The 25,081-nt window shown below is 70.1% G+C and carries 23 protein-coding genes and 1 tRNA gene; 3 read left to right on the top strand and 21 right to left on the bottom strand.

What is annotated here, in order from left to right; all coding sequences use genetic code 11:
• The 21 genes from atpA to ACWY4P_RS17890 all read right to left on the bottom strand — a co-directional run bounded on the left by atpA (window position 1) and on the right by ACWY4P_RS17890 (window position 23,193).
• Complete coding sequence (gene atpA, locus ACWY4P_RS17790; protein WP_456211528.1) at window positions 1–1,572, bottom strand: F0F1 ATP synthase subunit alpha; 1,572 nt, start codon at window positions 1,570–1,572, stop codon at window positions 1–3.
• Window positions 1,573–1,688: 116 nt separating this feature from the next.
• Window positions 1,689–2,504: a F0F1 ATP synthase subunit delta gene (locus ACWY4P_RS17795; protein ID WP_456211529.1), complete on the bottom strand. Its 816-nt coding sequence runs from the start codon at window positions 2,502–2,504 to the stop codon at window positions 1,689–1,691.
• The gene (locus ACWY4P_RS17800; RefSeq protein WP_456211530.1) at window positions 2,501–3,070 is read right to left on the bottom strand and encodes a F0F1 ATP synthase subunit B; all 570 of its coding nucleotides are present in this window, start codon (window positions 3,068–3,070) and stop codon (window positions 2,501–2,503) included. Before ACWY4P_RS17800 ends, ACWY4P_RS17795 begins: the two co-directional genes overlap by 4 nt.
• A 40-nt stretch (window positions 3,071–3,110) precedes the next feature.
• Window positions 3,111–3,362 carry an ATP synthase subunit c family protein gene (locus ACWY4P_RS17805; RefSeq protein ID WP_351509907.1) on the bottom strand — a complete coding sequence of 84 codons (252 nt, stop codon included), beginning with the start codon at window positions 3,360–3,362 and terminating at the stop codon, window positions 3,111–3,113.
• Between the two features lie 78 nt (window positions 3,363–3,440).
• Window positions 3,441–4,250 carry a F0F1 ATP synthase subunit A gene (gene atpB, locus ACWY4P_RS17810; RefSeq protein WP_456211531.1) on the bottom strand — a complete coding sequence of 270 codons (810 nt, stop codon included), beginning with the start codon at window positions 4,248–4,250 and terminating at the stop codon, window positions 3,441–3,443.
• A 264-nt stretch (window positions 4,251–4,514) separates the two neighbouring features.
• Window positions 4,515–4,970, bottom strand: coding sequence for a hypothetical protein (locus ACWY4P_RS17815; protein WP_456211532.1), 456 nt, complete (start codon window positions 4,968–4,970; stop codon window positions 4,515–4,517).
• A gap of 322 nt (window positions 4,971–5,292) precedes the next feature.
• A complete protein-coding gene (locus ACWY4P_RS17820) occupies window positions 5,293–6,663 on the bottom strand; it encodes an MraY family glycosyltransferase (RefSeq protein WP_456211533.1) in 1,371 nt (456 codons plus the stop codon).
• 158 nt (window positions 6,664–6,821) lie between these two features.
• Window positions 6,822–8,135, bottom strand: a complete 1,314-nt coding sequence (locus tag ACWY4P_RS17825; protein ID WP_456211534.1) for a serine hydroxymethyltransferase — start codon at window positions 8,133–8,135, stop codon at window positions 6,822–6,824.
• 70 nt (window positions 8,136–8,205) lie between these two features.
• On the bottom strand, window positions 8,206–8,865 hold the full coding sequence (locus tag ACWY4P_RS17830) for an arsenate reductase/protein-tyrosine-phosphatase family protein (RefSeq protein WP_456211535.1): 660 nt from the start codon (window positions 8,863–8,865) through the stop codon (window positions 8,206–8,208).
• The gene (locus ACWY4P_RS17835) at window positions 8,862–9,509 is read right to left on the bottom strand and encodes an L-threonylcarbamoyladenylate synthase (protein ID WP_456211536.1); all 648 of its coding nucleotides are present in this window, start codon (window positions 9,507–9,509) and stop codon (window positions 8,862–8,864) included. Before ACWY4P_RS17835 ends, ACWY4P_RS17830 begins: the two co-directional genes overlap by 4 nt.
• A gap of 68 nt (window positions 9,510–9,577) precedes the next feature.
• Window positions 9,578–10,423, bottom strand: a complete 846-nt coding sequence (prmC, locus tag ACWY4P_RS17840) for a peptide chain release factor N(5)-glutamine methyltransferase (protein ID WP_456211537.1) — start codon at window positions 10,421–10,423, stop codon at window positions 9,578–9,580.
• A gap of 80 nt (window positions 10,424–10,503) precedes the next feature.
• Window positions 10,504–11,574 carry a peptide chain release factor 1 gene (gene prfA / locus ACWY4P_RS17845; RefSeq protein ID WP_456211538.1) on the bottom strand — a complete coding sequence of 357 codons (1,071 nt, stop codon included), beginning with the start codon at window positions 11,572–11,574 and terminating at the stop codon, window positions 10,504–10,506.
• Between the two features lie 138 nt (window positions 11,575–11,712).
• A complete protein-coding gene (gene rpmE, locus ACWY4P_RS17850) occupies window positions 11,713–11,937 on the bottom strand; it encodes a 50S ribosomal protein L31 (RefSeq protein WP_014176386.1) in 225 nt (74 codons plus the stop codon).
• A gap of 166 nt (window positions 11,938–12,103) precedes the next feature.
• Entirely contained in the window at window positions 12,104–13,234 is a 1,131-nt protein-coding gene (locus ACWY4P_RS17855) for an LCP family protein (protein ID WP_456211539.1), read from the bottom strand.
• 342 nt (window positions 13,235–13,576) lie between these two features.
• Window positions 13,577–15,772, bottom strand: coding sequence for a transcription termination factor Rho (rho, locus tag ACWY4P_RS17860; protein ID WP_456211540.1), 2,196 nt, complete (start codon window positions 15,770–15,772; stop codon window positions 13,577–13,579).
• Window positions 15,773–16,200: 428 nt separating this feature from the next.
• Entirely contained in the window at window positions 16,201–17,115 is a 915-nt protein-coding gene (thrB, locus tag ACWY4P_RS17865; protein WP_456211541.1) for a homoserine kinase, read from the bottom strand.
• 410 nt (window positions 17,116–17,525) lie between these two features.
• Window positions 17,526–18,611 carry a threonine synthase gene (gene thrC / locus ACWY4P_RS17870; protein ID WP_456212959.1) on the bottom strand — a complete coding sequence of 362 codons (1,086 nt, stop codon included), beginning with the start codon at window positions 18,609–18,611 and terminating at the stop codon, window positions 17,526–17,528.
• Window positions 18,612–18,676: 65 nt separating this feature from the next.
• A complete protein-coding gene (locus ACWY4P_RS17875) occupies window positions 18,677–19,969 on the bottom strand; it encodes a homoserine dehydrogenase (protein ID WP_456211542.1) in 1,293 nt (430 codons plus the stop codon).
• 95 nt (window positions 19,970–20,064) lie between these two features.
• Window positions 20,065–21,456, bottom strand: a complete 1,392-nt coding sequence (gene lysA / locus ACWY4P_RS17880) for a diaminopimelate decarboxylase (protein WP_456211543.1) — start codon at window positions 21,454–21,456, stop codon at window positions 20,065–20,067.
• A gap of 19 nt (window positions 21,457–21,475) precedes the next feature.
• Window positions 21,476–22,501 carry an ArgS-related anticodon-binding protein NrtL gene (nrtL, locus tag ACWY4P_RS17885; protein WP_456211544.1) on the bottom strand — a complete coding sequence of 342 codons (1,026 nt, stop codon included), beginning with the start codon at window positions 22,499–22,501 and terminating at the stop codon, window positions 21,476–21,478.
• Between the two features lie 263 nt (window positions 22,502–22,764).
• Window positions 22,765–23,193, bottom strand: a complete 429-nt coding sequence (locus ACWY4P_RS17890; protein ID WP_456211545.1) for a response regulator — start codon at window positions 23,191–23,193, stop codon at window positions 22,765–22,767.
• 269 nt (window positions 23,194–23,462) lie between these two features.
• On the opposite strand from ACWY4P_RS17890, the gene ACWY4P_RS17895 reads away from it, so the two are divergent.
• The 3 genes from ACWY4P_RS17895 (at window position 23,463) to ACWY4P_RS17905 (ending at window position 24,408) form a co-directional block, all read left to right on the top strand.
• A tRNA-Arg gene (locus ACWY4P_RS17895) sits at window positions 23,463–23,534 on the top strand.
• 152 nt (window positions 23,535–23,686) lie between these two features.
• The gene (locus tag ACWY4P_RS17900) at window positions 23,687–24,070 is read left to right on the top strand and encodes a type II toxin-antitoxin system RelE/ParE family toxin (protein WP_456211546.1); all 384 of its coding nucleotides are present in this window, start codon (window positions 23,687–23,689) and stop codon (window positions 24,068–24,070) included.
• Entirely contained in the window at window positions 24,067–24,408 is a 342-nt protein-coding gene (locus tag ACWY4P_RS17905; RefSeq protein WP_456211547.1) for a helix-turn-helix domain-containing protein, read from the top strand. The genes ACWY4P_RS17900 and ACWY4P_RS17905 overlap by 4 nt, the downstream gene beginning before the upstream one ends.
• Window positions 24,409–25,081: the final 673 nt, after the last annotated feature.

Raw genomic sequence — 25,081 nt, forward strand, 5'->3', positions numbered from 1 at the left:
TCAGCCCTCGCCCAACAGCTTGCCGTCCGAGGTCTCGAACTGGCGCTTGAAGCTTTCCACGGCCTCACTCAGCGCGCCGAGGGTGTCGTCGGACATCTTGCCGCCCTCGACGATGCTGGTCATCAGGCCCTTGTGCTCACGGTGCAGATAGTCGTGCAGCTCGCGCTCGAAGCGGCGGATGTCCTCGACCGGAACGTTGTCCATCTTGCCGTTGGTGCCGGCCCAGATCGAGACGACCTGGTCCTCGGTGGCGAACGGAGCGTACTGCGACTGCTTGAGCAGCTCGACCATGCGCGAACCGCGCTCCAGCGAGGCCTTGGAGGCCGCATCCAGGTCGGAGCCGAAGGCGGCGAACGCCTCGAGCTCACGGAACTGGGCGAGGTCCACGCGGAGCCGGCCGGAGACCTGGCGCATGGCCTTGTGCTGGGCGGAGCCACCGACGCGGGAGACCGAGATACCGACGTTCAGAGCCGGGCGCTGGCCGGCGTTGAACAGGTCGGACTCCAGGAAGCACTGGCCGTCGGTGATGGAGATGACGTTGGTCGGGATGAACGCCGAGACGTCGTTGGCCTTGGTCTCGACGATCGGCAGACCGGTCATCGAGCCGGCACCCATGTCGTCGGAGAGCTTGGCGCAGCGCTCCAGCAGCCGGGAGTGCAGGTAGAAGACGTCACCGGGGTACGCCTCGCGGCCCGGCGGGCGGCGCAGCAGCAGCGAGACGGCGCGGTAGGCGTCGGCCTGCTTGGACAGGTCGTCGAAGACGATCAGGACGTGCTTGCCCTGGTGCATCCAGTGCTGGCCGATGGCCGAACCGGTGTAGGGGGCCAGGTACTTGAAGCCCGCCGGGTCGGACGCCGGGGCGGCGACGATCGTCGTGTACTCCAGGGCGCCGGCCTCCTCCAGCGCGGCGCGCACGCCGGCGATGGTGGAGCCCTTCTGGCCGATGGCGACGTAGATGCAGCGGACCTGCTTCTTCGGGTCGCCCGAGCGCCAGTTGTCGCGCTGGTTGATGATCGTGTCGACGGTCAGCGCGGTCTTGCCGGTCTGCCGGTCGCCGATGATCAGCTGACGCTGGCCGCGGCCGATCGGGGTCATCGCGTCGACGGCCTTGTAGCCGGTCTCCATCGGCTCGTGCACCGACTTGCGCTGCATGACCGTGGGGGCCTGCAGCTCGAGGGCGCGGCGGCCCTCGGTGTCGATCTCGCCGAGGCCGTCGATCGGGTTGCCCAGCGGGTCGACGACGCGGCCGAGGTAGCCCTCGCCGACAGCGACCGAGAGCACCTCGCCGGTGCGCTGCACCTGCTGGCCCTCTTCGATGCCGCTGAACTCACCGAGGACGACCGCGCCGATCTCGCGCTCCTCCAGGTTGAGGGCGAGGCCGAGCGTGCCGTCCTCGAACTTCAGCAGCTCGTTCGCCATGGCCGAGGGAAGACCTTCGACCTTCGCGATGCCGTCGCCGGCCACGGTGACCGTACCGACCTCCTCGCGCGAGGCCGCGTCCGGCTTGTACGCCTGGACAAAGTTCTCCAGCGCGTCCCGGATCTCCTCCGGCCGGATCGTGAGCTCCGCCATCTGGGTTCCCTGCTCTCCTTGTTGGGCCCGAAGTGTCTGACTACGGCCCAACTCGGGCCGCGTAGATGCTTGTTGAGTTGGCTTTTGAGTTGGCTTTTGAGTTGGTACGGCCGAAGTCAGCCGGCCATCCGCCGGGCCGCCTCGTCCAGGCGGTCGACGATGGTGCCGTCGATGATCTCGTCGCCGATGCGCACCTCGATCCCGCCGAGGACCTGGGGGTCCACGTCCAGGTTGAGGTGCACCTTGTGGCCGTACAGCTTCGCCAGAGCCGCACCGAGACGCTGCTTGTGCCGGTCGCTGAGCGGCACAGCCGAGGTCACCACCGCGACCAGGCGGTCGCGGCGGGCCGCGGCGAGCCGCGAGAGGGCCTCCAGCCCCGCTTCCAGGCTACGTCCCCGCGGCTGTGCCACAAGACGGGCGACCAGCCGCTCGGTGACCGGATTGGCCCGGCCGCCCAGCAGCTCGCGCACCAGCGCGACCTTGGCCGACGTGGTGGCGACCCGGTCGGTCAGCGCGGACCGCAGCTCGGTGGACGAGGAGATGATCCGGCCGAACCGGAACAGCTCGTCCTCGACGTCGTCGAGGGCGTCGGCGCGCTGGGCCGCCACGAGGTCGGCGGAGGCCGCCAGCTCCTCGATGGCGTCCACCAGGTCGCGCGAGCGCGACCAGCGGGACCGGACCATGCCGGACACCAGGTCGATGGTCTCGCCGCCGACCTGGCCGGACAGCAGGCGCGCGGCCAGCTCGGCCTTGGCCTCGCCGGGCTGCGCCGGGTCGGTGAGGACCCGGCGCAGCGAGACCTCGCGGTCGAGCAGCGCGGTGACGGCGGCCAGCTCGTCCGCGAGCTTCGCGGCGTCGACGGAGGTGCTGTCCGTCAGCGCGTCGAAGCGCTCGCGCGCGGCGGCCAGTGCCTCCCGGCTCGCTCCGTTCATCGGCCGGCCTCGGCCTTCGTCTCGCCGACGGCCTTCTCAGCCTTGTCTTCGAGTTCGTCGAGGAACCGGTCGATCACGCGGCTCTGCCGGGCGACGTCCTCGAGGGACTCGCCGACGAGCTTGCCGGCCAGGTCGGTGGCGAGCTTGCCCACGTCCTGGCGCAGCGTCTGCGCGGCCTGCTTGCGGTCGGCCTCGATCTGGGCGTGGCCCGCGGCGATGATCTCCTCACGCTGCCGCTGGCCCTCCGCGCGCATCTCGGCGATGAGCGCGGCGCCCTGCTCCTGCGCCTCCTGGCGCAGCCGCGCGGCCTCGTGACGGGCGTCGGCGAGCTGAGCGCGGTAGTCCTCGAGGACCTGCTGGGCCTCGGCCTTACGGGCCTCGGCCTCCTCCATGCCGCCCTCGATCGCCGCACGGCGCTCGTCCAGAACCCGGTTGATGTTCGGGAGGAGCTTCTTGGCGAAGAAGAAGAAGACGATGGCGAAGGCGATGAGGCCGATGACGAGCTCTGGGATCGGCGGGAGGAGCGGGTTTTGCGTCTCCTCAGCCAGGGTTGTCAAGGCGTTCACATCATTGCCTTTCGTCCGGGGGACCGGTCGTACGCCGCGGTCACTTGTACGGGTAGACGAACGGCATGACCAGACCGATCAGGGCGAGCGCCTCACAGAGAACGAAGCCGAGGATCTGGTTGGCGCGGATCAGACCGGCCGCCTCGGGCTGACGGGCCAGCGCCTGGGTGCCGTTACCGAAGATGATGCCGACGCCGACGCCGGGGCCGATCGCCGCGAGGCCGTAGCCGATCGAACCGAGGTTGCCCTTGATCTGGACAGCGTCGGCGGCGAGGGTCTGGAGAGCGGACATGCCGTTTCTTCCTTCTCTTTCACGGACCGGTGGGGGTTGGCCACCGGACGCCTGTTTGGGACGGGACTGGCCGGTGGCTCAGTGGTGCTCGGCGAGAGCGCCCTGGATGTAGGTGCAGGCCAGCAGGACGAAGACGTAGGCCTGAAGGGCCTGGATGAACAGCTCGAAGGCGGTCAGCAGGATGACCATCACGAACGAGACGCTCGCGTACGCGATGCCGATGCCGTTCAGCAGGTACCAGCTGGCGATCGTGAAGATCAGCAGCAGGACGTGGCCCGCGAACATGTTCGCGAAGAGCCGGACGGCGTGGGTGAACGGCCGGATGAGGAGGTTGGAGAACGTCTCCAGGACCATCACCAGGGGCAGCACCGCGCCCAGCGACTTGTCGTAGCCGGTGATGTTCTTCCAGCCGCCGACGAAGCCGTGCTTCTTGAAGGTCAGGCTGACCCACAGGATGTAGACGATCGCGGCGAGGCCGGCCGGGAAGGCGATGATCGACGTCACCGGGAACTGGGCGAGCGGGATGACCGACCAGAGGTTCATGATCCAGATGAAGAAGAACAGCGAGACCATGAGGGGGACGTACTTGTCGCCCTCCTTCTTGCCCAGGGCCTCGTAGACGACGCCGCGGCGTACGAAGTCGTAGCCCGCCTCACCGACCATCTGCAGCTTGCCGGGCACGACCTTGGCCCTGCCGAAGGCGGCCCAGAAGAACACCACCACGACCACGGTGCCCAGCAGAGCCAGCAGAACCGGCTTGGTGAACTCGAAGCCGCCGATGGTGGCGATCGGCTCGAACGTGAACGAGTGGAGCCCTGGGGCCGGGAAGCCGCACCCGTCGAAGATGTGGCAATCGGTCTCGAAGGCGAGTGTCTGGTCAGGACTCACCGCGAGCTCCTTCAGCGTGGCGCATGGGTACGGCAACCTCGTTGTGTCGGCGCGGCGCATGGCCGCGGAACGGCACTGGACTGGTCTTACGAATGTGGGGGCGGCTTGTCGGCACAAGTCCGGTGTGGTCGGTGGGCAACAGCTGCATGGGCCGCCGATTCCGTCCCGTGGAATCCGGGGGTTCAGCCACCTGCGCCCGCTGTGCCTCAGATGGCACCGGACGATAGCAGGTGAGCGGACGTGCCCTTATACCGGCCCTACAGATCACGATGGGGACCCGGCGGGAGAAGCCTTCTTCTCCCCCGCCGGGGTCCGTTCGTCTTCGGACTCCGGCTGCACATAGAAGATCTTGGCCTTCATGTGTGCGCGGGTCTGCGCGGTGATCCACATCAGCGTCGCGGCGAGCAGCGAGAACGCGAAGGCCCTGGTGTTGAAGAGAGTGGTGTCCTTGAAGACGCCGAGCACCACCGCCATCAGCAGGAACTGCACGGCGTAAAGCGCGAGACCCATCATCTGGAAGATCTGCGGAAGCTTGTTGGCGGTCCGCACCAGCACGATCAGGTCGATCGACATCAGTGCGATCACCAGAATCGCCCCGAACGCGGCCCCCAACGCACCCTTGCCACCGGCGAGTACGGCACCGACGGCAACGGCGGCGGCGCCGACGACTGCGGTGGGCACGGCACACTGCAGAAGCGTTCGGGCGTCGTTGGACTGCATGAAGGGTTCTCCGGCAAGAGTCGGAAGCAACGGTTCGTCGTTGACGAGCGTATCCCCGGGGATGAAAGGAACCTCACGACGAAGGACAGTCGCACTACGGCCCTTCGGCTCTGGCACCGGGTTTTCGTGAACGGTATCACAAACTATTTGATGAGGTCTTTACCTACCGGATGTGCTGCACATCACACGGGAGGGTTATGGAGCATATCGCACATTGACGGCGGCGGGCCGATCCGTTATGCGATCGACGCCCGGAAAAGCCGGAAGGTATCGATATGCGGCTACCGCCGCGTGATGTGTTCGCGGGCCGCCGAATCAGCCGCTACCGAGAGCTGCCGATCTTGTTCCCCCAGCCACCGCTGGGAGGTGCCCCCTGCTGGGTGAAGCGGGAGCGGTCGCCGATAGCGGTGGCCCCATTGATCCCCGCCGGGATCCGTCCCGCCGGCTCGCCTTCCGAGTCGGGCCCGGGCTCACTTCCCGGCGCTCCGGCGGAGGCCTCCCGCGCGGCCGCGGCGACCCGGCTCCCGCGGCGGCGGTACCGCGGCGGAACGAAGCGCTCCGCCCAGCGCGGCACCCGCGGGGTGAACCGCGGCAGAAGCAGAAGGACCAGCCCCACCGCGCTCAGCCCCACGATCGAGAGCACAAACCACATGCTGACCGAGTTCACCGAGTACGCCACGGCGCCGAAGGCGATCAGCGCCGACCAGAAGTACATGATCAGCACCGCGCGGCTGTGCGAGTGGCCGATCTCCAGCAGCCGGTGGTGCAGATGGCCGCGGTCCGCGGCGAACGGCGACTGGCCCCGCCAGGTGCGGCGGACGATGGCCAGCACCAGGTCGGCGAACGGCACCGCGATCACGGTCAGCGGCAGCAGCAGCGGGATGTAGACCGGGACGGTGGCGTGCACCGCGGCGGTCTCGGAGCCGACGAACAGCTTCATCGCGTCCGGGTCCACCTGGCCGGTGATGGAGATCGCGCCCGCCGCCAGCACCAGGCCGATGAGCATCGAGCCGGAGTCGCCCATGAAGATCCGGGCCGGGTGGATGTTGTGCGGCAGAAAGCCCAGGCACATCCCCATCAGGATGGCGGCGAACAGGGTCGCGGGGGCGGCCGACTCCAGGCCGTAGCCGTACCAGATGCGGTACGCGTACATGAAGAACGCCGCGGCCGCGATGCACACCATGCCCGAGGCCAGGCCGTCCAGGCCGTCCACGAAGTTCACGGCGTTGATGGTGATCACCACGAGCGCGACCGTGAGCAGCGTGCCCTGCCAGGGCGTCAGCGAGACCGGGCCCACCCCGGGCACCGGCAGCCACAGGATGGTGAGCCCCTGGAGCACCATCACGCCCGCGGCGATCATCTGGCCGCCCAGCTTGATCAGCGCGTCCACGCCCCACTTGTCGTCCAGAACGCCCAGCAGCCAGATCAGCCCGGCCCCGGACAGCAGCGCGCGCGGCTCGTTGGACAGCTCGAAGACGCCCTTGAGGTTGGTGAGATGGGCAGCGACCAGCAACCCCGCGCACAGCCCGCCGAACATCGCGATGCCACCGAGCCGCGGCGTGGGCTCGCGGTGCACATCGCGCGCGCGGATCTCCGGCATCGCGCCCGCCGCGATGGCGAACTTCCGAACCGGCCCGGTCAGCAGATAGGTCACCGCGGCCGTGATGCACAGAGTCAGCAGATATTCACGCACAGACTGCCCCACAGATGTCGCCGGCCATCTCAGCAACACACATTAGCCGCCTCCGACGAGTGAGATGGGCCATCGACGAGGACGTTGGCCCAACCTGAGTCGGTTCCGGATGAATCGGTGAACGCGATGTATGCGAACGCGGTGTATCTGCACGCGGTCTACACGGGCTCCGGATACGGCGGGAATTCCCCGGCCAATGCGGCCACCTCATTCCGCACGGCCCGTACGGCCCGCTCGCCCCGCAGCGCCACCATCAGCAGCTCGGCGATGCGCGCCATCTCGTCCGGCCCCATCCCCTGTGTGGTCACCGCCGCGGTGCCCAGCCGGATGCCCTTGACGCAGCCGCCCGGCTCGGTCGCGGACGCCAGGGCGCAGCTGTCCAGCACGAGTCCTGCCGCGGCGCAGCGGGCCCGGGCGGCGGGGCCGTCCAGGCCCAGTGAAGCGGGGTCGGCGGTGATCAGATGGGTGTCGGTACCGCCGGTGGTCACCGGGACGCCCTCGGCGACCAGGGCATCGGCCAGCGCATGGGCGTTGGCGACGACCCGGTGGGCGTACACGGTGAACGCGGGCTGCGCGGCCTCGCCGAACGCGACGGCCTTGGCGGCGACGGAGTGCATCTGCGCGCCGCCCTGTGTGAAGGGGAAGACCGCGCGGTCGACCCGCTCGGCGAGGTCCGCGCCGCACAGCACCATCCCGCCGCGGGGCCCGCGCAGCACCTTGTGCGTGGTCGCGCACACCACATCGGCGTACGGCACCGGGTTGGGCGCCGCCTTCCCGGCCACCAGGCCGATGGGGTGGGCGGCGTCCGCGATCAGATACGCGCCGACCTCGTCGGCGATCTCCCGGAAGGCCGCGTAGTCCACGTGGCGGGGGTAGGTGATCGAGCCGCAGACGATCGCCTTGGGGCGGTGGGCCCGCGCCAGGTCGCGGAGCTGGTCGTAGTCGATCAGGCCGGTGTGCGGGTCGACGCCGTAGCCGATGAAGTCGAACCAGCGGCCGGAGAAGTTGGCCGGGGAGCCATGGGTGAGGTGTCCGCCGTGCGCCAGCGCCATCGCCAGGACCGTGTCGCCGGGCCGCAGCAGCGCGGCGTACGCGGCGAGCACCGCCGAGGAGCCCGAGTGCGGCTGCACATTGGCGTGCTCCGCACCGAACAGGGCCTTCGCCCGGTCCATGGCGATCCGCTCGGCGACGTCGACCAGCTCGCACCCGCCGTGGTAGCGGGCGCCGGGGTAGCCCTCGGCGTACTTGTTGGCCAGCGGCGAGCCGAGGGCGGCGAGCACGGCCCGGGAGGTGAAGTTCTCCGCGGCGATCAGCTGGAGCCCGCTCCTGACGCGGTCCAGCTCGCCCAGCACGACCCCGGCGATATCGGGGTCCTGCCGGCGCAGCGCGTCGAAGTCGGACTCCCAGGAAGTACGGGCCGCACCGGGCGGCCCGGCCGGGGTGCCGCGCGGCGGCGCGGGGGTAGCGGCCATCGCATGCTCACAGCCTCAGGGGGGAGGAAGTATCGCGTCCTCCCAATGTAGGCCCGCCCCCGGCCGGGGGCTACGCGGGAGCGGGCACCCCCGTCAGGGCCGTCACCACCGGGTCCAGGGCCTCGTGGATCTCGTCGCCGATGCTGCGGAAGAAGGTGATCGGCGCGCCGTACGGGTCGTGCACCTCGTCCGCGTCCTCGGTCGGCGCCAGCAGCCACCCGCGTAGCGCGGCCGCCGCCAGGACCAGGGCGCGGGCCCGGTCGACCACGCCGCCCGCCTCCTCCGGGTCGGGCAGCGTCGCCGGGTCTATGGCCCGGACCAGCCGGGTGAACTCCTTGAGCGTGAAGGTGCGCAGCCCCGCCGAGTGCCCCATGGAGATGACCTGGGCACGGTGGTCGCGGGTCGCGGTGAGGACGAGGTCGGCGCGGATGACGTGCTCGTCGAGCAGTTCGCGGCCGAGGAAGCCGGCCGGGTCGGCGCCGAAGTCGTTCAGGACGGTGGCGGCGTGCGCCTCCATGGGCGCGCCCTCGTGGCCCCAGGTCCCGGCGCTCTCCACGATCAGCCCGCTGGTGCGCTCGCTGCCCAGGCGGTCCGCGAGGGCATGCCGGGTCAGCCGCTCGGTGATCGGCGAGCGGCAGACGTTGCCGGTGCTGACGTGGAGGATGCGGAAGGTGTGGTCGGCGCTGTGGTGACGGTGTTCCGCTATGCCACGCCCCTCAGGGGCTGTCAATTGGCCACCTCGAGGTCGGGTACGACCTCCCGGAGCTGCTCGGCGCTCAGGGCGCCCGCCCGCAGCAGCACCGGCACCTTGCCGGTCACATCGACGATGGAGGACGGGACGGCGGCGGGGGTCGGCCCGCCGTCGAGATAGACCGACACCGAGTCGCCGAGCATCTCCTGGGCCGCGTCGCAGTCCTGCGGGGAGGGGTGGCCGGTGAGGTTGGCGCTGGAGACCGCCATCGGGCCGAAGTCGTTGAGCAGCTCGATCGCGACCGGGTGCAGCGGCATCCGCACCGCGACGGTGCCGCGGGTCTCCCCCAGGTCCCAGGTGAGCGACGGCTGGTGCCGGGCGACCAGGGTGAGCGCGCCCGGCCAGAAGGCGTCCACGAGCTCCCACGCCTGCTCGGACAGGTCGGTGACCAGGCCGTGCAGGGTGTTCGGGGAGCCGACGAGGACGGGCGTGGGCATGTTGCGGCCGCGGCCCTTGGCCTCCAGCAGGTCGCCGACGGCCTCGGCGTTGAAGGCGTCCGCACCGATTCCGTAGACGGTGTCGGTGGGCAGCACGACCAGCTCGCCGCGGCGGACGGCGGACGCGGCCTCACGCAGGCCGGTCTTGCGGTCGGTCGGGTCACCGCAGTCGTATCGCCGTGCCATCACTTCTCCTTCGCTGGGTATCCGGTAGTGCGGGGCATCACCGGATCGCTACTTTCCGTCCGCCGGGGTCACGGCATGGCCTTCCGCGCCGTGGCGAAGCGGGGCCGCTTGTTCAGGTCGGGGTGGTCGGCGGCGTCCGCCCAGCCACGCTCCTCGGTGAAGATCCACGGCACCTGGCCGCCCTGGGTGTCGGCGTGCTCGATGACCACGACCCCGCCGGGGCGCAGCAGCCGGTGGGCGGTGCGCTCGAGACCGCGGATCACATCGAGGCCGTCCTCACCGGAGAACAGCGCCACCTGCGGGTCGTGGTCGCGGGCCTCGGGCGCGACGTACTCCCACTCGGTCAGCGGGATGTACGGCGGGTTGCTGATCACCAGGTCCACCTGTCCGTCGAGCTCGGGCAGGGCCCTCAGCGCGTCTCCGTGGTGGAGAACGACGCGGGACCCCTCGACGTTCTTACGGGCCCACCGCAGGGCGCCCTCGTCCAGCTCCACCGCGTGCACCCGCGAGCGCGGCACCTCCTGCGCCAGCGCGAGGGCGATGGCCCCGGAGCCGGTGCACAGGTCGACGATCAGCGGCTCGACGACGTCCATGGCGCGTACGGCGTCTATGGCCCAGCCGACGACCGACTCGGTCTCCGGGCGGGGCACGAAGACGCCGGGGCCCACCTGGAGCTCCAGATAGCGGAAGAAGGCGCGCCCGGTGATGTGCTGGAGGGGCTCGCGGGCCTCGCGGCGGGCGACGGCCTCCCAGTAGCGGGCGTCGAAGTCGGCGTCGGCGACGCTGTGCAGCTCACCCCGCTTGACGCCGTGCACAAAGGCGGCCAGTTCCTCGGCGTCGAAGCGCGGAGACGGCACGCCGGCGTCGGCCAGCCGCTGGGTGGCCTGCGCCACCTCGGCGAGCAGCACATTCACTGAATTCCTCCAGCCGGTCCGGACAAAGGCTACAAAGGCTACAAAGGCTACGGGGCTTCCCTGTGGGGGTGTGGCCGACCCTACTGAGCGGCCGCGAGCTTGGCTGCGGCGTCGGCGTCGACGCACGCCTGGATGACCGGATCGAGTTCGCCGTCGAGCACCTGGTCCAAGTTGTACGCCTTGAACCCGACCCGGTGGTCCGAGATCCGGTTTTCCGGAAAGTTGTAGGTGCGGATGCGCTCGGACCGGTCCACCGTGCGGACCTGGCTGCGCCGCGCGTCCGACGCCTCCCGCTCGGCCTCCTCCTGGGCCGCGGCGAGCAGCCGCGAGCGCAGGATCCGCAGCGCCTGCTCCTTGTTCTGAAGCTGGCTCTTCTCGTTCTGGCAGGAGACCACGATGCCCGTGGGGAGGTGGGTGATGCGCACCGCGGAGTCGGTGGTGTTCACCGACTGGCCGCCGGGGCCCGAGGAGCGGTAGACGTCGATCCGCAGGTCGTTCTGGCTGATCTGGACCTCGACCTCCTCGGCCTCCGGGGTGACCAGCACACCGGCGGCGGAGGTGTGGATGCGGCCCTGGGACTCGGTGGCGGGCACCCGCTGCACGCGGTGCACCCCGCCCTCGTACTTCAGCCGGGCCCACACGCCCTGGCCGGGCTCCGCGTTGCTCTTGGCCTTCACCGCGACCTGGACGTCCTTGTAGCCGCCGAGGTCGGACTCGTTGGCTTCGAGGATCTCGGTCTTCCAGCCGACGCGCTCGGCGTAGCGCAGATACATCCGCAGCAGGTCACCCGCGAACAGCGCCGACTCCTCGCCGCCCTCACCGGCCTTGACCTCGAGGATCACGTCCTTGTCGTCGCTGGGGTCGCGCGGCACCAGCAGCAGCCGGAGCCGGTCGGTCAGCTGCTCGCGCCGCGCCTCCAGCTCCTTGACCTCGTCGGCGAAGTCCGGGTCGTCCTGGGCCAGCTCGCGCGCGGTCCCGACGTCGTCCCCGGTCTGCTTCCAGGACCGGTACGTGCCGACGATCGGGGTCAGCTCGGCGTACCGCTTGTTGAGCCGCATCGCCTCGCGCTGGTCGGCGTGGACCGCGGGGTCGGCGAGCCGCTTCTCGAGGTCGGCGTGTTCGCCGATCAGTTCCTCGACCGCCTCGAACATCAAGGGCTCCTGGGTGCGTGGAATGGGCTGCGTGGGGAGGGTGAAGGACCGTAAACAACAACGACAAGCCGTGACGACAAAACGCCGGTCCGGCCGCCCCAGGGAAGGGGCGGCCGAAGACCGGCGCCGTGCGGGTCGCTACTTCTTGGCGGACCCGGCGTTCTTGCCGAAGCGGGCCTCGAACCGCGCCACACGGCCACCGGTGTCGAGGATCTTCTGCTTGCCCGTGTAGAACGGGTGGCACTCGGAGCAGATGTCGGCACGGATGGTGCCGCCCGCCACGGTGCTACGGGTCGTGAAGGAGGCGCCGCAGGTGCAGCTGACCTGCGTCTCGACGTACTCCGGGTGGATGTCGCGCTTCAAGGGATTCTCCTAGGTTCGGGAGGGCACCGGGTCGAAAGGCGGGTTGCCTGACGTGAACCGGGGCCGACGGTCCAGTCTGCCAGGACTGGCCGCATCCCCCAAAACCGGGGGTAGGGCCCAGATATTCCCGGGCGGCCGGAGCACGGGGCAGACGGCCGGAACGGGGTCAGGGGTTCCGGACGACCTTGCCGGCGTCGCCGGTCGCGTCGCCCGCCGAGCCCTTGGTCGCGGACGCGGGGATCGGCTCGTCCCAGCGCAGCGCCCGCCAGACCTGCCGGGCCTTGGAGTCGATCGGCAGCACGCGGTTCGGGTCGTTCGGGTCGTACTGCACGGGCAGCGTCACCATGTGCATGTCCTCGGAACCGATGTTCTTCAGGCTCTTGCCGAAGCCGAGCAGCTTGTTGACGGAGGCCAGCTCGGAGTCGGTGGTCAGCGCCTTGGTGGAGGTGTCGGCCAGACCGTAGAGCTTCTTCGGGCTGCTGAACAGGTCCACGGACTTGATCTGGTCCAGCAGCGCCTTGATGAACGCCTGCTGGAGCTTGATCCGGCCGAGGTCGCTGCCGTCGCCGACGCCGTGCCGGGTGCGCACCAGGCCGAGGGACTGCTCCCCGTTGAGGGTGTGCTCGCCGGGCTCCAGGTCGAGATGGCTCTTCTGGTCGTGGATCGGCTGGGTGGTGGTGATGTCCACGCCGCCGAGCTGGTCTATGAGGTGCTTGAAGCCGGAGAAGTCGACCTCGAGGTAGTGGTCCATGCGGATGCCGGTCATCGACTCGACGGTCTTGACGGCACAGGCCGGGCCGCCGACCTCGTACGCGGAGTTGAACATCGCCAGGCGCGCGGCGGGAACCGTCTGGCCGTCCTTGGTGCAGGCGGGGCGCCGGATCAGGGTGTCGCGCGGGATGCTGACGACGCCGGCCTTCTGGCGGCCCTTGTAGACGTGCACGACCATCGCGGTGTCGGAGCGGGAGGTGCCCTCGTCGGTGCCGTACTTGGCGTTCTGGCCGGCCCGCGAGTCGGAGCCGAGGACCAATATGTCCATGGAGCCGTTGTCGACGTTCTTGGGGCGGTCGGAGCCGAGGGCGCCGTTGATGTTGACCGCGGTGATATTGCCGTTCAGCTTGTAGTAGAGATAGCCGAAACCCGCGCCGCCCAGGACCAGCACGGCCCCCAGCGTCCACACCGTGCCCAGCAGCGCCTTGCGGCGCGTACTGCGGGGCGCCGTGGCCTTGCTGTGGCGGCCGCTCCCGCGGGCACGGCCTGGCCCCGAATCCTCCGGTGTGCTGCTGTGGTCAGCCATGCGCTCCTCAGTCCTTGCTGTCCGGGTACCCCCACCATCACGGTTAGGCGTGTTCTCGCCGTGATTCGACCTGACAGACGACAGGTCGTCCGTCAGGGTTGCATATGGAGGTCTCCCGTTCCGGATCCGAGCGCCACTGCCCCGCCTGGCCCCGGCCTGCCGGGCTCGCGCCGCTGACCTGGGGTTTCGTGGCGTACGACGGAGATCGCGCAGGTCGGCGGGGGTGGCGGCGGATGTGTCCCAGATCTCACCACAACGTGACGAGGGCCTCTCCGCCGCGGCGGAGAGGCCCTCGTTGTTTCAGGAATTCAGGAATTCAGGAATTCAGGAGAGCGTCGCTGATCAGTCGCCGTTGCCCGGGGCGGGCGTGGTCTTGGCGATCTGCATCAGGAACTCGGCGTTCGACTTCGTCTGCTTCATCTTGTCCAGGAGCAGCTCGATCGCCTGCTGCGAGTCGAGCGCGTGCAGCACCCGGCGCAGCTTCCAGACGATGCTCAGCTCCTCCGGCGCGAGGAGGATCTCCTCCTTGCGGGTGCTGGACGCGTCGACGTCGACCGCCGGGAAGATGCGCTTGTCGGCGAGCTTCCGGTCGAGCCTGAGCTCCATGTTGCCGGTGCCCTTGAACTCCTCGAAGATCACCTCGTCCATCCGCGATCCGGTCTCGACCAGCGCGGTGGCCAGGATGGTCAGCGAGCCGCCGTCCTCGATGTTGCGCGCGGCGCCGAAGAACTTCTTCGGCGGGTAGAGCGCGGTCGAGTCGACACCACCGGACAGAATGCGGCCGGAGGCGGGCGCCGCGAGGTTGTACGCGCGGCCCAGACGGGTGATCGAGTCCAGCAGGACGACCACGTCATGACCCAGCTCGACCAGGCGCTTGGCCCGCTCGATCGCCAGCTCGGCGACGGTGGTGTGGTCCTCGGCCGGGCGGTCGAAGGTCGAGGAGATGACCTCGCCCTTGACCGACCGCTGCATGTCGGTGACTTCTTCCGGCCGCTCGTCGACGAGGACGACCATCAGATGGCACTCGGGGCTGTTGCGGGTGATCGCGTTGGCGATCGCCTGCATGATCATGGTCTTACCGGTCTTCGGCGGGGCCACGATCAGACCACGCTGGCCCTTGCCGATCGGCGCGACCAGATCGATGATCCGGGTCGTCAGCCCGCCGGCCTCGGTCTCCAGACGCAGTCGGTCTTGCGGGTACAGCGGGGTCAGCTTGCCGAACTCCGGCCGCCCGCGCCCGGTTTCGGGCGCCATGCCGTTGACCGAGTCGAGGCGGACCAGCGCGTTGAACTTCTCGCGGCGCTCGCCCTCGCGCGGCTGGCGGACCGCGCCGGTGACGTGGTCCCCCTTGCGCAGGCCGTTCTTGCGGACCTGGGCGAGCGAGACGTACACGTCGTTCGGGCCCGGCAGGTAGCCGGAGGTCCGGATGAACGCGTAGTTGTCGAGGATGTCGAGGATGCCGGCGACCGGGATCAGGACATCGTCCTCGGACACCTGCGGCTCGTTGCCGAATTCCTCGCGGCCACGACGGCCACGGCGGTCGCGGTAGCGGCCGCGGCGCCCGCGGCGCCCGCCGTCGAAATCGTCGTCTTCATCGGCACCGGGGCGCTGCTGGCCCTGGCCGCGGGTGTCGCGCTGCTGACGGCCGCCGCCCTGCGCGGCGCTGTCGTCGCTCTTGCCACCACGGCGGTCACGCCCGTCGCGGCCATCACGGCCGTCGCGGCTGTCACGGCCATCACGCTCGCGCTGGCCGTCGCGCTCGCGCTGCCCGCCGCGCTCCCGGCGGTCGCTCTTCTGGCCGCGCTCGGCGCGCTCGGACCGGTCCTGGCCCTTGGCGCCCTTGCCCTCGGCGGTGTCCACGGCGGCCTCGGCCTTGGCGTCGGCCCGGGCGGCGGTCTTGGTGGCGGCCTCGGCTGCCTCGGCCTTGGCCTCCGTCTTGGTCTCGACGGCGGTGGCGGTGGCCGCGTTGTCGGTGGTGGCGGTGACCGGCGCGGTGGCCCGCCGGCGGCGGCGCCCCTCGGCCGGCTGCTCGTCGGCGGCAGGCTCGCCCGGCTGGCCCGGGATCTCGATCTGCTGCTGAGCGGTGGCCTTCTCCGCCTTCGCGGCCTGGTCGTCCTTGGTGCCGTCGGCCTTGGTGCTTTCCGCCTTGGCCGCGGCCGGCTCGCTTTCCACGCCCGTACGGGCCTTGGAGGTCGCGCGGCGCTTGGGCTTTGTCACCCCCTCCGCGGCGGCGGGGGCAGCCTCGGCGGGCTTGGCGGAGGCGCCGGAGCCGGAGGCCTGCGTCTCCTTGATGACCTCGATCAGCTGGCTCTTGCGCATCCGCGCGGTGCCCCTGATGCCGAGGCTCGAGGCGAGCTGCTGCAGCTCGGCCAGGACCATGGCGTCGAGGCCGGTGCCCGAGCGGCGTCGCCGCGGGGCAGCGCCAGTGGCAGCACCGGTGGCAGGCGCGGGAGCGTCCGTGGCGGGCGCGGCATTGCCGACACCGCTGTCGGAGGTGCCGGAGGCGTTCACGCCCATCAGATCGGTGGTGTCGCTCACGAAGGGTCCTTCCCTGGAGCGGGCGTCGGCCTGTCTGGCTCGGCGACCGGTTGTGCTGTCCGGCTGTGGTCCTTCTCGTGCGGACCGGCCGGGGCGGTGGTCCGCCAGGTATGGCGGAGAGATCGATTCATTGGTTCCCGACGGGACGGAGGCTTCGCGCCTGGATCCGCCACGCCATTCCGGAGCGTGCTCGGAACTGCTCAGGCAGGCTGCTCAGGCAGTTTGGGAGGCTCCCGGAAGAAAGGTGGTCCCGGATGGGGACACTGAGCACTGCGCCCCCCAGCCCGGCGATCACTCCGAGCATGAGGCATCAAGTGCAGACTTGAGGTTAACACTACCGGATCCAACAAACATTCCCCCTTCCAAGACCGGCTATCGAGTTTTTCGGGACCCTGAGGCCGCCTGGGCCGCCTCGGTCGTCCGCGGTGTCAGGTGAGCGGCAGGACGCTCGCCCCCCCGGCGTCGAGAGCCAGCCGGTTGGCCGCCCACCCCTCGCCCGCCAGCCGTGCGACCTTGTCGGCCGCACCGTCTTCGACCAGCGCGAGCACCGTGGGGCCCGCGCCCGAGATAACTGCGGGGACGCCGTCCGCCCGCAGTCGGTTCACCAGGGCCACGCTCTCGGGCATCGCCGGAGCACGGTAGTCCTGGTGCAGCCGGTCCTCCGTCGCCGCGAGCAGCAGTTCGGGGCGCCTGGTCAGCGCCTCCACCAGCAGCGCGGCCCGCCCCGCGTTCGCCGCGGCGTCCACATGCGGAACGGTGCGCGGCAGCAGCCCCCGGGCGGTCGCCGTGAGCACCGGCCGGCCGGGCACGAAGACCACCGGAACGATGGAATCGGAAGGGTCCATTCTGATCGCCCGGGCGGTCCCCGCGTCCGTCCAGGCGAGGGTGAAGCCGCCGAGCAGACAGGCGGCGGCATTGTCGGGGTGACCCTCGATCTCGGTGGCCAGCTCCAGCAGCGCCGCGTCGTCGAGCCGCTCGGCGCCGCCTATGGTCACCGCGCGCGCGGCGACTATCCCGGCGCAGATGGCGGCCGAGGAGGAGCCCAGGCCCCGTCCGTGCGGAATCCGGTTGGCGCAGACGACCTCCAGGCCGCGCGGCTGTCCGCCAAGCAGGTCGAAGGCGGTGCGCAGGGACCGTACGAGCAGATGGCCTTCGTCGCGCGGCAGCGTCTCGGCGCCCTCACCCGCGATGTCGATGTGCAGGCCGGAGTCGGCGACCCGGACCACCACGTCGTCGTACAGCCCCAGGGCCAGGCCGAGGGCGTCGAAGCCGGGACCGAGGTTGGCGCTTGTGGCGGGCACGCGCACTCGGACGGCGGCGGCGCGGAACGCTGGACCGGCCATCGCTCGATGACTCTCCTTGTGTGACTGGGATTGCTCGAAGAGGTACGGAACACCGCGAGGGCCGTGACGGGAAGTACGGCAACGCCGTGCAGAGGCGGCTGCTCTGCGTCGGGGCGGATTCAGTACAGCCTATCGAAGGAAGGTTCTGTGGCGACATAGGGCGCACGGGAGGCGCACGGTGCGTGTCGCGCTCCCTCTCGTCGTCCGCGACCACTCTACTGGAGCGTTCCGCGCGCCCTCCTCGCTCCTGTCTTTCTCCGCCCGCACTCTAGTGGATCTTGAGACGCGGCGCCGGGCAACGGGCGGGGGCGTACCCCCGGCGCTGCCCGGCGCCGCGTGAACCGGGCTGGTGAAGCCGGAAATCAGGCCGACCGGAGCTCGGACCAGCCGAGACCGGCCCGACCGGAAAATCAGGCCAGCCCGAGCCGCTCGGCGGCCACGTCCGCGTCCACCGGCACCGTGACCGGCTGCGGCGCGCCCGCCACCGCCCAGTCCGGGTCCTTGAGGCCGTTTCCGGTCACCGTGCACACGATGCGCTGGCCGGGGTCGACCAGACCCTCCTCGGCGGCCTTGAGCAGACCCGCGACGCTCGCCGCGGAGGCCGGCTCGACGAAGACACCCTCCTGGGCGGCGAGCAGCCGGTAGGCGGCGAGGATTTGACGGTCGGTCACCGCGTCGATGAGGCCGCCGGACTCGTCGCGCGCCTGCTCGGCGAAGGCCCAGGAGGCGGGGTTGCCGATGCGGATCGCGGTGGCGATGGTGCTCGGGTCCTTGACCGGCTCGCCGCGCACGATGGGCGCCGCGCCGGACGCCTGGAACCCCCACATCCGGGGCGTACGGGAGGCGGGGGCGCCGAGCGGGCCGTCCGTCGCGTACTCCCTGTAGCCCTTCCAGTAGGCGGTGATGTTGCCCGCGTTGCCGACCGGAAGCACATGGATGTCGGGCGCGTCGCCGAGCATGTCAACGATCTCGAAGGCGGCGGTCTTCTGCCCTTCGATACGCGCCGGGTTGACCGAGTTGACCAGCGCCACCGGGTACTTCTCGGACAGCCCGCGGGCCAGCGTCAGACAGTCGTCGAAGTTGCCGTCGACCTGGAGGATCTTGGAGCCGTGGACCAGGGCCTGGCCCATCTTGCCCAGCGCGATCTTGCCCTGCGGGACCAGCACGGCGCAGACCATTCCGGCCCGTACCGCGTAGGCGGCGGCGGAGGCCGAGGTGTTGCCGGTGGAGGCGCAGATGACGGCCTGGGCGCCCGCCTCCTTGGCCTTGCTGATGGCCATGGTCATGCCGCGGTCCTTGAAGGACCCGGTGGGGTTGGCGCCCTCGACCTTGAGGTGCACCTCGCAGCCGGTGCGCTCGGAGAGCACCTGGGCGGGGACGAGCGGGGTGCCGCCCTCGCGCAGGGTGACGACGGGGGTCGTCCCGCTGACCGGCAGCCGGTCGCGGTACTCCTCGATGATGCCCCGCCAGCCCTGCCAGCGGCGGGTGCCGGACATCGCGGGCCCGGCGTCAGCGATTGTGTTCATGATCTTCCTTTACTCCCCTGCTCCCCTACTCGCCCTCACTCGCCCTCGACCCGCATGATGCTGGCGACGTCGCGGACGGTGTCCAGCCTGCGCAGCGCCTCGACGGTCGCCGTCAGAGCGGCGTCGCTCGCCCGGTGGGTGACCACGACGAGGGACGCCTCGCCGTCCTTGCCTTGCTGGCGGACGGTGTCGATGGATACGCCGTGCTCGGCGAAGACCGTGGCGACCTGAGCAAGAACACCGGGTTTGTCGGCGACGTCGAGGCTGATGTGGTAGCGCGTGATCACGTCGCCCATGGGGCTCACGGGCAGCTGCGTGTACGCGGACTCGCCCGGTCCGGTGGTCTGGGCGAGCTTGTTCCGGCAGGCGGCGACCAGGTCGCCGAGGACCGCCGAGGCGGTCGGCGAGCCGCCGGCCCCGGGCCCGTAGAACATCAGCCGGCCGGCGGCCTCGGCCTCGACGAAGACCGCGTTGTACGCCTCGCGGACGGAGGCGAGGGGGTGGCTCAGCGGGATCATGGCCGGGTGCACCCGGGCGGTGACCGAGCGGCCGTCCTCGGCGCGCTCGCAGATCGCCAGCAGCTTGACCGTGCAGCCCATGCGCCTGGCGGAGGCGATGTCGGCGGCGGTGACCTCGGTGATGCCCTCGCGGTGCACATCGTCGAGGGTGACCCGGGTGTGGAAGGCGATCCCGGCCAGGATCGCGGCCTTCGCGGCGGCGTCGAAGCCCTCCACGTCGGCGGTCGGGTCGGCCTCGGCGTACCCGAGCGCGGTGGCCTCGTCCAGGGCCTCGCTGTAGCCGGCGCCGCTGGAGTCCATCCGGTCGAGGATGAAGTTGGTGGTGCCGTTGACGATGCCGAGGACCCGGTTGACCGTGTCCCCGGCCAGGGACTCGCGCAGCGGCCGCACCAGCGGGATCGCGCCCGCGACCGCGGCCTCGTAGTAGAGATCGGCGCCGCGCTCCTGCGCGGCCGCGTGCAGGGCCGCGCCGTCCTCGGCGATCAGCGCCTTGTTCGCCGACACCACGCTGGCGCCGTGCTCGAAGGCGGTGGTGATGAGGGCGCGCGCGGGCTCGATGCCGCCGATGACCTCGACGACGACGTCGATGTCGCCGCGTTTGACCAGTGCGGTGGCGTCGGTGGTGATCAGCTCGGCCGGCACCCCTTCCCGCACCCGGTTGGGGCGGCGCACGGCGATCCCGGCCAGCTCGACCGGGGCGCCGATGCGCGCCGTGAGGTCCGCCGCGTGCGTCGTCATGATGCGCGCCACCTCTGAGCCGACCACTCCACAGCCCAGCAGCGCCACTTTCAGCGGACGCGTACGCATCATCCGACCTCGCTTCTCATCCATCTAGGTGGTGCACCAGTCTCACTCACTGGACGGGACTTTCTATCCCTGGTCCAGTATCCGAGATTTGATTCTCGCTAGCCGACATCGAGCCGCAGGAGATCTTCCTCCGTCTCGCGCCGGACGATCTCGCGCGCCTGCCCGTCCTTCACGGCGACGACGGGCGGGCGGAGCGCGTGGTTGTAGTTGCTCGCCATGGAACGGCAGTACGCGCCGGTGGCGGGGACCGCGATCAGGTCCCCGGGCGCCAGGTCGGCGGGCAGGAAGGCGTCCCGTACGACGATGTCGCCGGACTCACAGTGCTTGCCGACGACACGGGAGAGCATCGGCCCGGCGGTGGAGGTACGGGAGACCAGCGCCACCGAGTACTCGGCGTCGTAGAGCGCCGTACGGATATTGTCGGACATCCCGCCATCGACGCTGACGTAGGTCCGCAGCGCCGGCAGCTCCTTGACCGTCCCCACCTCGTAGAGCGTGAACGCGGTCGGCCCGGCGATCGCCCGCCCCGGCTCCACCGACAGCCGCGGCACGGCCAGACCGGCCGACTCGCACTCCCGGTGGACGATGTCGCGCAGCGCCTTGGCGATCTGATGCGGCTCGCTGGGGTCGTCCTCGGAGGTGTACGCGATGCCGAGGCCGCCGCCGAGGTCGATCTCGGGCAGCTCGACCCCGTGCTCGTCGCGGATCTCCTTGAGCAGCCCCACCACGCGGTGGGCGGCCACCTCGAAGCCGGAGGTGTCGAAGATCTGCGACCCGATGTGCGAGTGGACGCCGATGAGCTCGAGCCCGTCGAGCTTCAGCGCCCGCCGCACGGCCTCCGCGGCCAGCCCGCCGGCCAGCGGAATGCCGAACTTCTGGTCCTCGTGGGCGGTCGCGATGAACTCGTGGGTGTGCGCCTCGACGCCGACGGTGACCCGGATCTGGACGCGCTGCCGCTTGCCGAGCCGCGCGGCGATGTGCGCGACACGCACGATCTCCTGGAACGAGTCGAGCACGATCCGCCCCACCCCGGCCTCGACGGCCCGGCGGATCTCCGCCTCGCTCTTGTTGTTCCCGTGCAGGGCGATGCGCTCGGGCGGCATCCCGGCGGCCAGCGCGGTGGCCAGCTCCCCGGCGGAGCACACGTCGAGGTTGAGCCCCTCCTCGTTCAGCCAGCGCACGACGGCGCGGCACAGGAACGCCTTCCCGGCATAGAACACGTCGGCGTCCGCCCCGAACGCCTCACGCCAGGCCCGGCAGCGGGCCCGGAAGTCGGCTTCGTCGAGGAAGTACCCCGGCGTCCCGAACTCCTCGGCCAGCGTCTTCACATCCACCCCGCCGACGGTGACGACCCCGTCGGCGTCACGGCCGACCGTACGGGCCCATACGCGCGGGTCCAGGGCGTTGAGGTCGGTGGGCGGTGCGGTGTAGTGCCCCTCGGGCAGCACATCGGCGTAGCGGGGCCCGGCGGGGTGTGCGGAACGGCTCATGGCGTCTCTCTCAGGTGTCTCACAGATGTTCCGGTGCGCTGATGCCGAGCAGGTGCAGGCCGCCGGCCAGCACCGTCCCGGCAGCCTCGGCGAGGGCCAGCCGGGAACGGTGGGCGGCCAAGGGTTTCTGCTCGCCGCGCGGCAGGGGCGGGCACGCGTCGTGAAAGCGGAAGAAGGCGTCGGCGGTGGCCTCGAGGTGCCGGGCGAGCCGGTCGGGGGCGCGGTGGCGGGCGGCGGATTCGAGGAGGCGGGGGTAGTCGCCGAGGAGGGAGACGAGGGCGACGGCGGTGGGATGGCTGTAGGCACTGTCGGCGCCGATGCCATCGGAACTGAGACCGACCCCAAGATCGAGCCCATTCCTGAGGAGAGCCCGAACCCGGGAGTGGGCATACCGCACCCGGAACAACGGATTGCCCTCCCGCTGCGCGAGGAGCCGACCGGGATCGAGATCGGGCAGATCGTGCGCGGCGGGCCGCAGCAGCGCCCAGCGGGCGGCGTCGGACCCGAGCCGACCCAGCAGCTCCTCTGCGCTGATTCCGGCGGACCGCACGGCGAGCACCTCGCCCCCCTCAGCAACCTCTGCCTCTCCACCACAAGCATCCACCAGCCGCATCACAACGGCCCCGACCAGCGCCCCACGCAGCTCCCGCCCCGGCGCAAGCGTCACCCGCGTACCGGCGAGCGCGTCCGAGCGCCCGTAGCCCGCCCCGCGCTCCAGCACGCCCCGCACCAGCGCGGCATGCCCGCCGGGATCGACGGTGATGTTCAAAAACCCGGGCCCGGCGATCTCCACCCCGACGATCCCAGGCGTACGCACCAACCGCCGCCGCAACACCTCGGCCACCCGCAACGCCGCCGCAGGTCCCCCGTCCTCGACCCCCCGGGCGAGCTGCAGCGCCACATTCGTCGCGTAATCCCCACACCCCGCCCGCGGCGGACTCTGCACCTTCACCCGCTCCGGCAGCACAGCCACCCGCAGCTCGTCGGCCTCGACGGCACGACGCACGGTCTGCAGCACGGTGCGGGAGAGCTGGGCGGGTGTCACGGCACAAGCGTATGGGAGGAGGGGGGCCACCCCGCGAACGGGTTTCGCCTCTCGGACGGCGAGCAGGCCTCGGGACCGACACCGGCCGACGCGGGGGCTCAGGGCCAACGCGACAGGCGAGAGGCCTCGGGACCAACGCGACCGTTGACCTTGACCGCAGCCGCCCAGGCACAGACCACCCCGAGCCCGACACACCCCGGCCCGGCCCACCCTCAGGCCTACGGGCTGAACCCCTCGGCCTGAGGGCAGGACGGCCCACGGGCTCAGCCGGTAGGCCCCACAACAGGCTCCGCATCCCCAGGAGCCGCCGCGGCGGCCCCCCGGGTCATCAACCGACGCACCAGCTTCACCAGCGCGGCGGGCTCAAAGGGTTTCGCAAGGAACGCATCCACCCCCGCGGCCCTGCCGCTATCCACTTCGTACTGCGTACACGCGCTGATGATCGCGACGGGCACATGACACGTACGCGCATCGGCACGTAACCGGGATGCCGTATGCAGCCCATCCAGTCTGGGCATCACGACATCGAGAGTGATCACATCGGGCCGCACCTGGTGAACAATCTCCAGGCACTCGGCACCATCGGCCGCGGTCACGACCTCGAAGCCCTCAAGCTCGAGGTTGACCCTGATCAGCTGCCGGATGACCTTGTTGTCGTCGACGACAAGGACCCGGCCGGACAAGCCAGGCACATCTCGAAGGGTAGGCGCGCACCCTGCGCTGCGTCCGGGTTTTCCCCACTTCCGCCACGTGCGGGGGACCTTTCCTCAAGACGCCGCCACCAACGCCCCGAATCCGGTATACCCCCCTCCGCTCCCCACCCCGCGGCCAGCCCCGACCCCCACCAAGCACCCCACCGCCCACCCTGATCGGCCACCCTCCGGCCACCCCCGAAAAGCGTTCATGACCACCCCGAGCAAGCTGGTAGGGTTCTACCCGTCGCCGCAAACAACAGCGACCCGCCCCCGTAGCTCAGGGGATAGAGCAACGGCCTCCGGAGCCGTGTGCGCAGGTTCGAATCCTGCCGGGGGCACTTCGCTTGAAGTGCCAGAAGACCCCGCCACTAGCCGCGAAGCTAGATGCGGGGTCTTTATGCATGCGCAGGTCCGAACACCATGAGAGGCAACCTCTTTCAGCTACGAGCTCTTCCTGCGCATGTCGTCCACGACATATATCGTTACGGGAGTGGACGAGCTCTTCACGATCGAGATCGAACCCGAGGTGCGTGACTGGCTGGAAGCTCTGCCGGCCAAGCACTTCCTCAAGATCGATGCGTACGTCGGACTCCTTGCCGAACACGCCGCTGCACTCAGCGAGCCATACGCCCGCTACCTCGGTGACGGGGTCCGGGAACTGCGCCCCACCCTGGACGGCGCGGACATACGCATCACGTACTGGCTCACCCCCGATCGGACGGCCGTCCTGCTGACTGTCTTCCGGAAAACGAAGATGCGGGAGGAGGCCGAGGTCAGGCGGGCCAAGCTCGCTCAGAAGATCTGCCAGGCAGAACACGGCCCCGCGCACGAAGAGTTCGTTCGCGTCATCGAGGAAGGAGAGTTCGAGTCATGAACCACAGCCGCTGGAAGACCCTGCGCGAACGGAAGCTCGCCGAGGGGTTCACCGAGCCGGACGACGTGGCCGAGGCCCGTCAGCAGATCGAGCTGTCGATGGCCCTCGCCCACGCCGTTTACGAGCGCCGCACCGCGCTCGGCCTGACCCAGAGCGAACTGGCTGCCCGTGCCGGACTGACGCAAGCCAAGATCTCGCGCATCGAAGGCTCCGACACCGTTCCCACGCTGCCTCTACTCGCCAAGCTGGCCAAGGCCCTGGATGCCTCACTCAACATCGCCCTCGACGACGCCGAGACACGCGTGACCTTCACCCCGCACCAGACCGACGCAGCTTGACACCAGCGAGAGAACGAACGGCCACCGCACCCGCGCCAGGTGCGCAGCGCACAGAAACGCGGAGCGTGGTGCCGTCGGCACGCCGCCCACTGGCGCGTCTGGACAGCCACGGCCACGCTTCTCACCCCCACAACAGACTTGGAAAGTTTTGTGGGTCGGCTGCAGCATCCAGCCTCGCTGGACGGCCCCAGTCTGCGTCTCTTCTGCGTCGAGACAAAGGAGGCATGGCCCTCACGCCGTCGGGGTGCCGGGTGTCGGCCGCGTTCCAGCCAACTCGCCACTCGGACCGGGTATCCAGCAACCTCGCCCTAGGTAGGGTGGCCAGTCTGGCGGAGGTCCGCCTTGCATGGAAATCCGGCGAATGTCGACCGACTTCCATCTACCCTGCAAGACATGGCAAGTATGGAGTCGCGGTGGCGCAACAGAAACGACTCTTGGCGGCTTCTGCGAGGTGCCCGATCATGCCCCGCCGGTATGGCTGGCCGGGAACTCAAGCGGGGCAGAACCTTCCAAGCCGCCCTGGAGCAGTCAGAACAGTTTCTTCGCAGCGCCGAAGGCGCAGGGCCCCGTCAGCGACCCCATGCCAGTGGCGTTATCACGGCTGCCCTGGTGAGCTCCCAGAGAGCTATCGCCTCAGAGGGACGCGTCATGCAGTTGGGCGGGGGGGTAGGGC

The organism is Streptomyces sp. LZ34 (genome assembly GCF_053890475.1).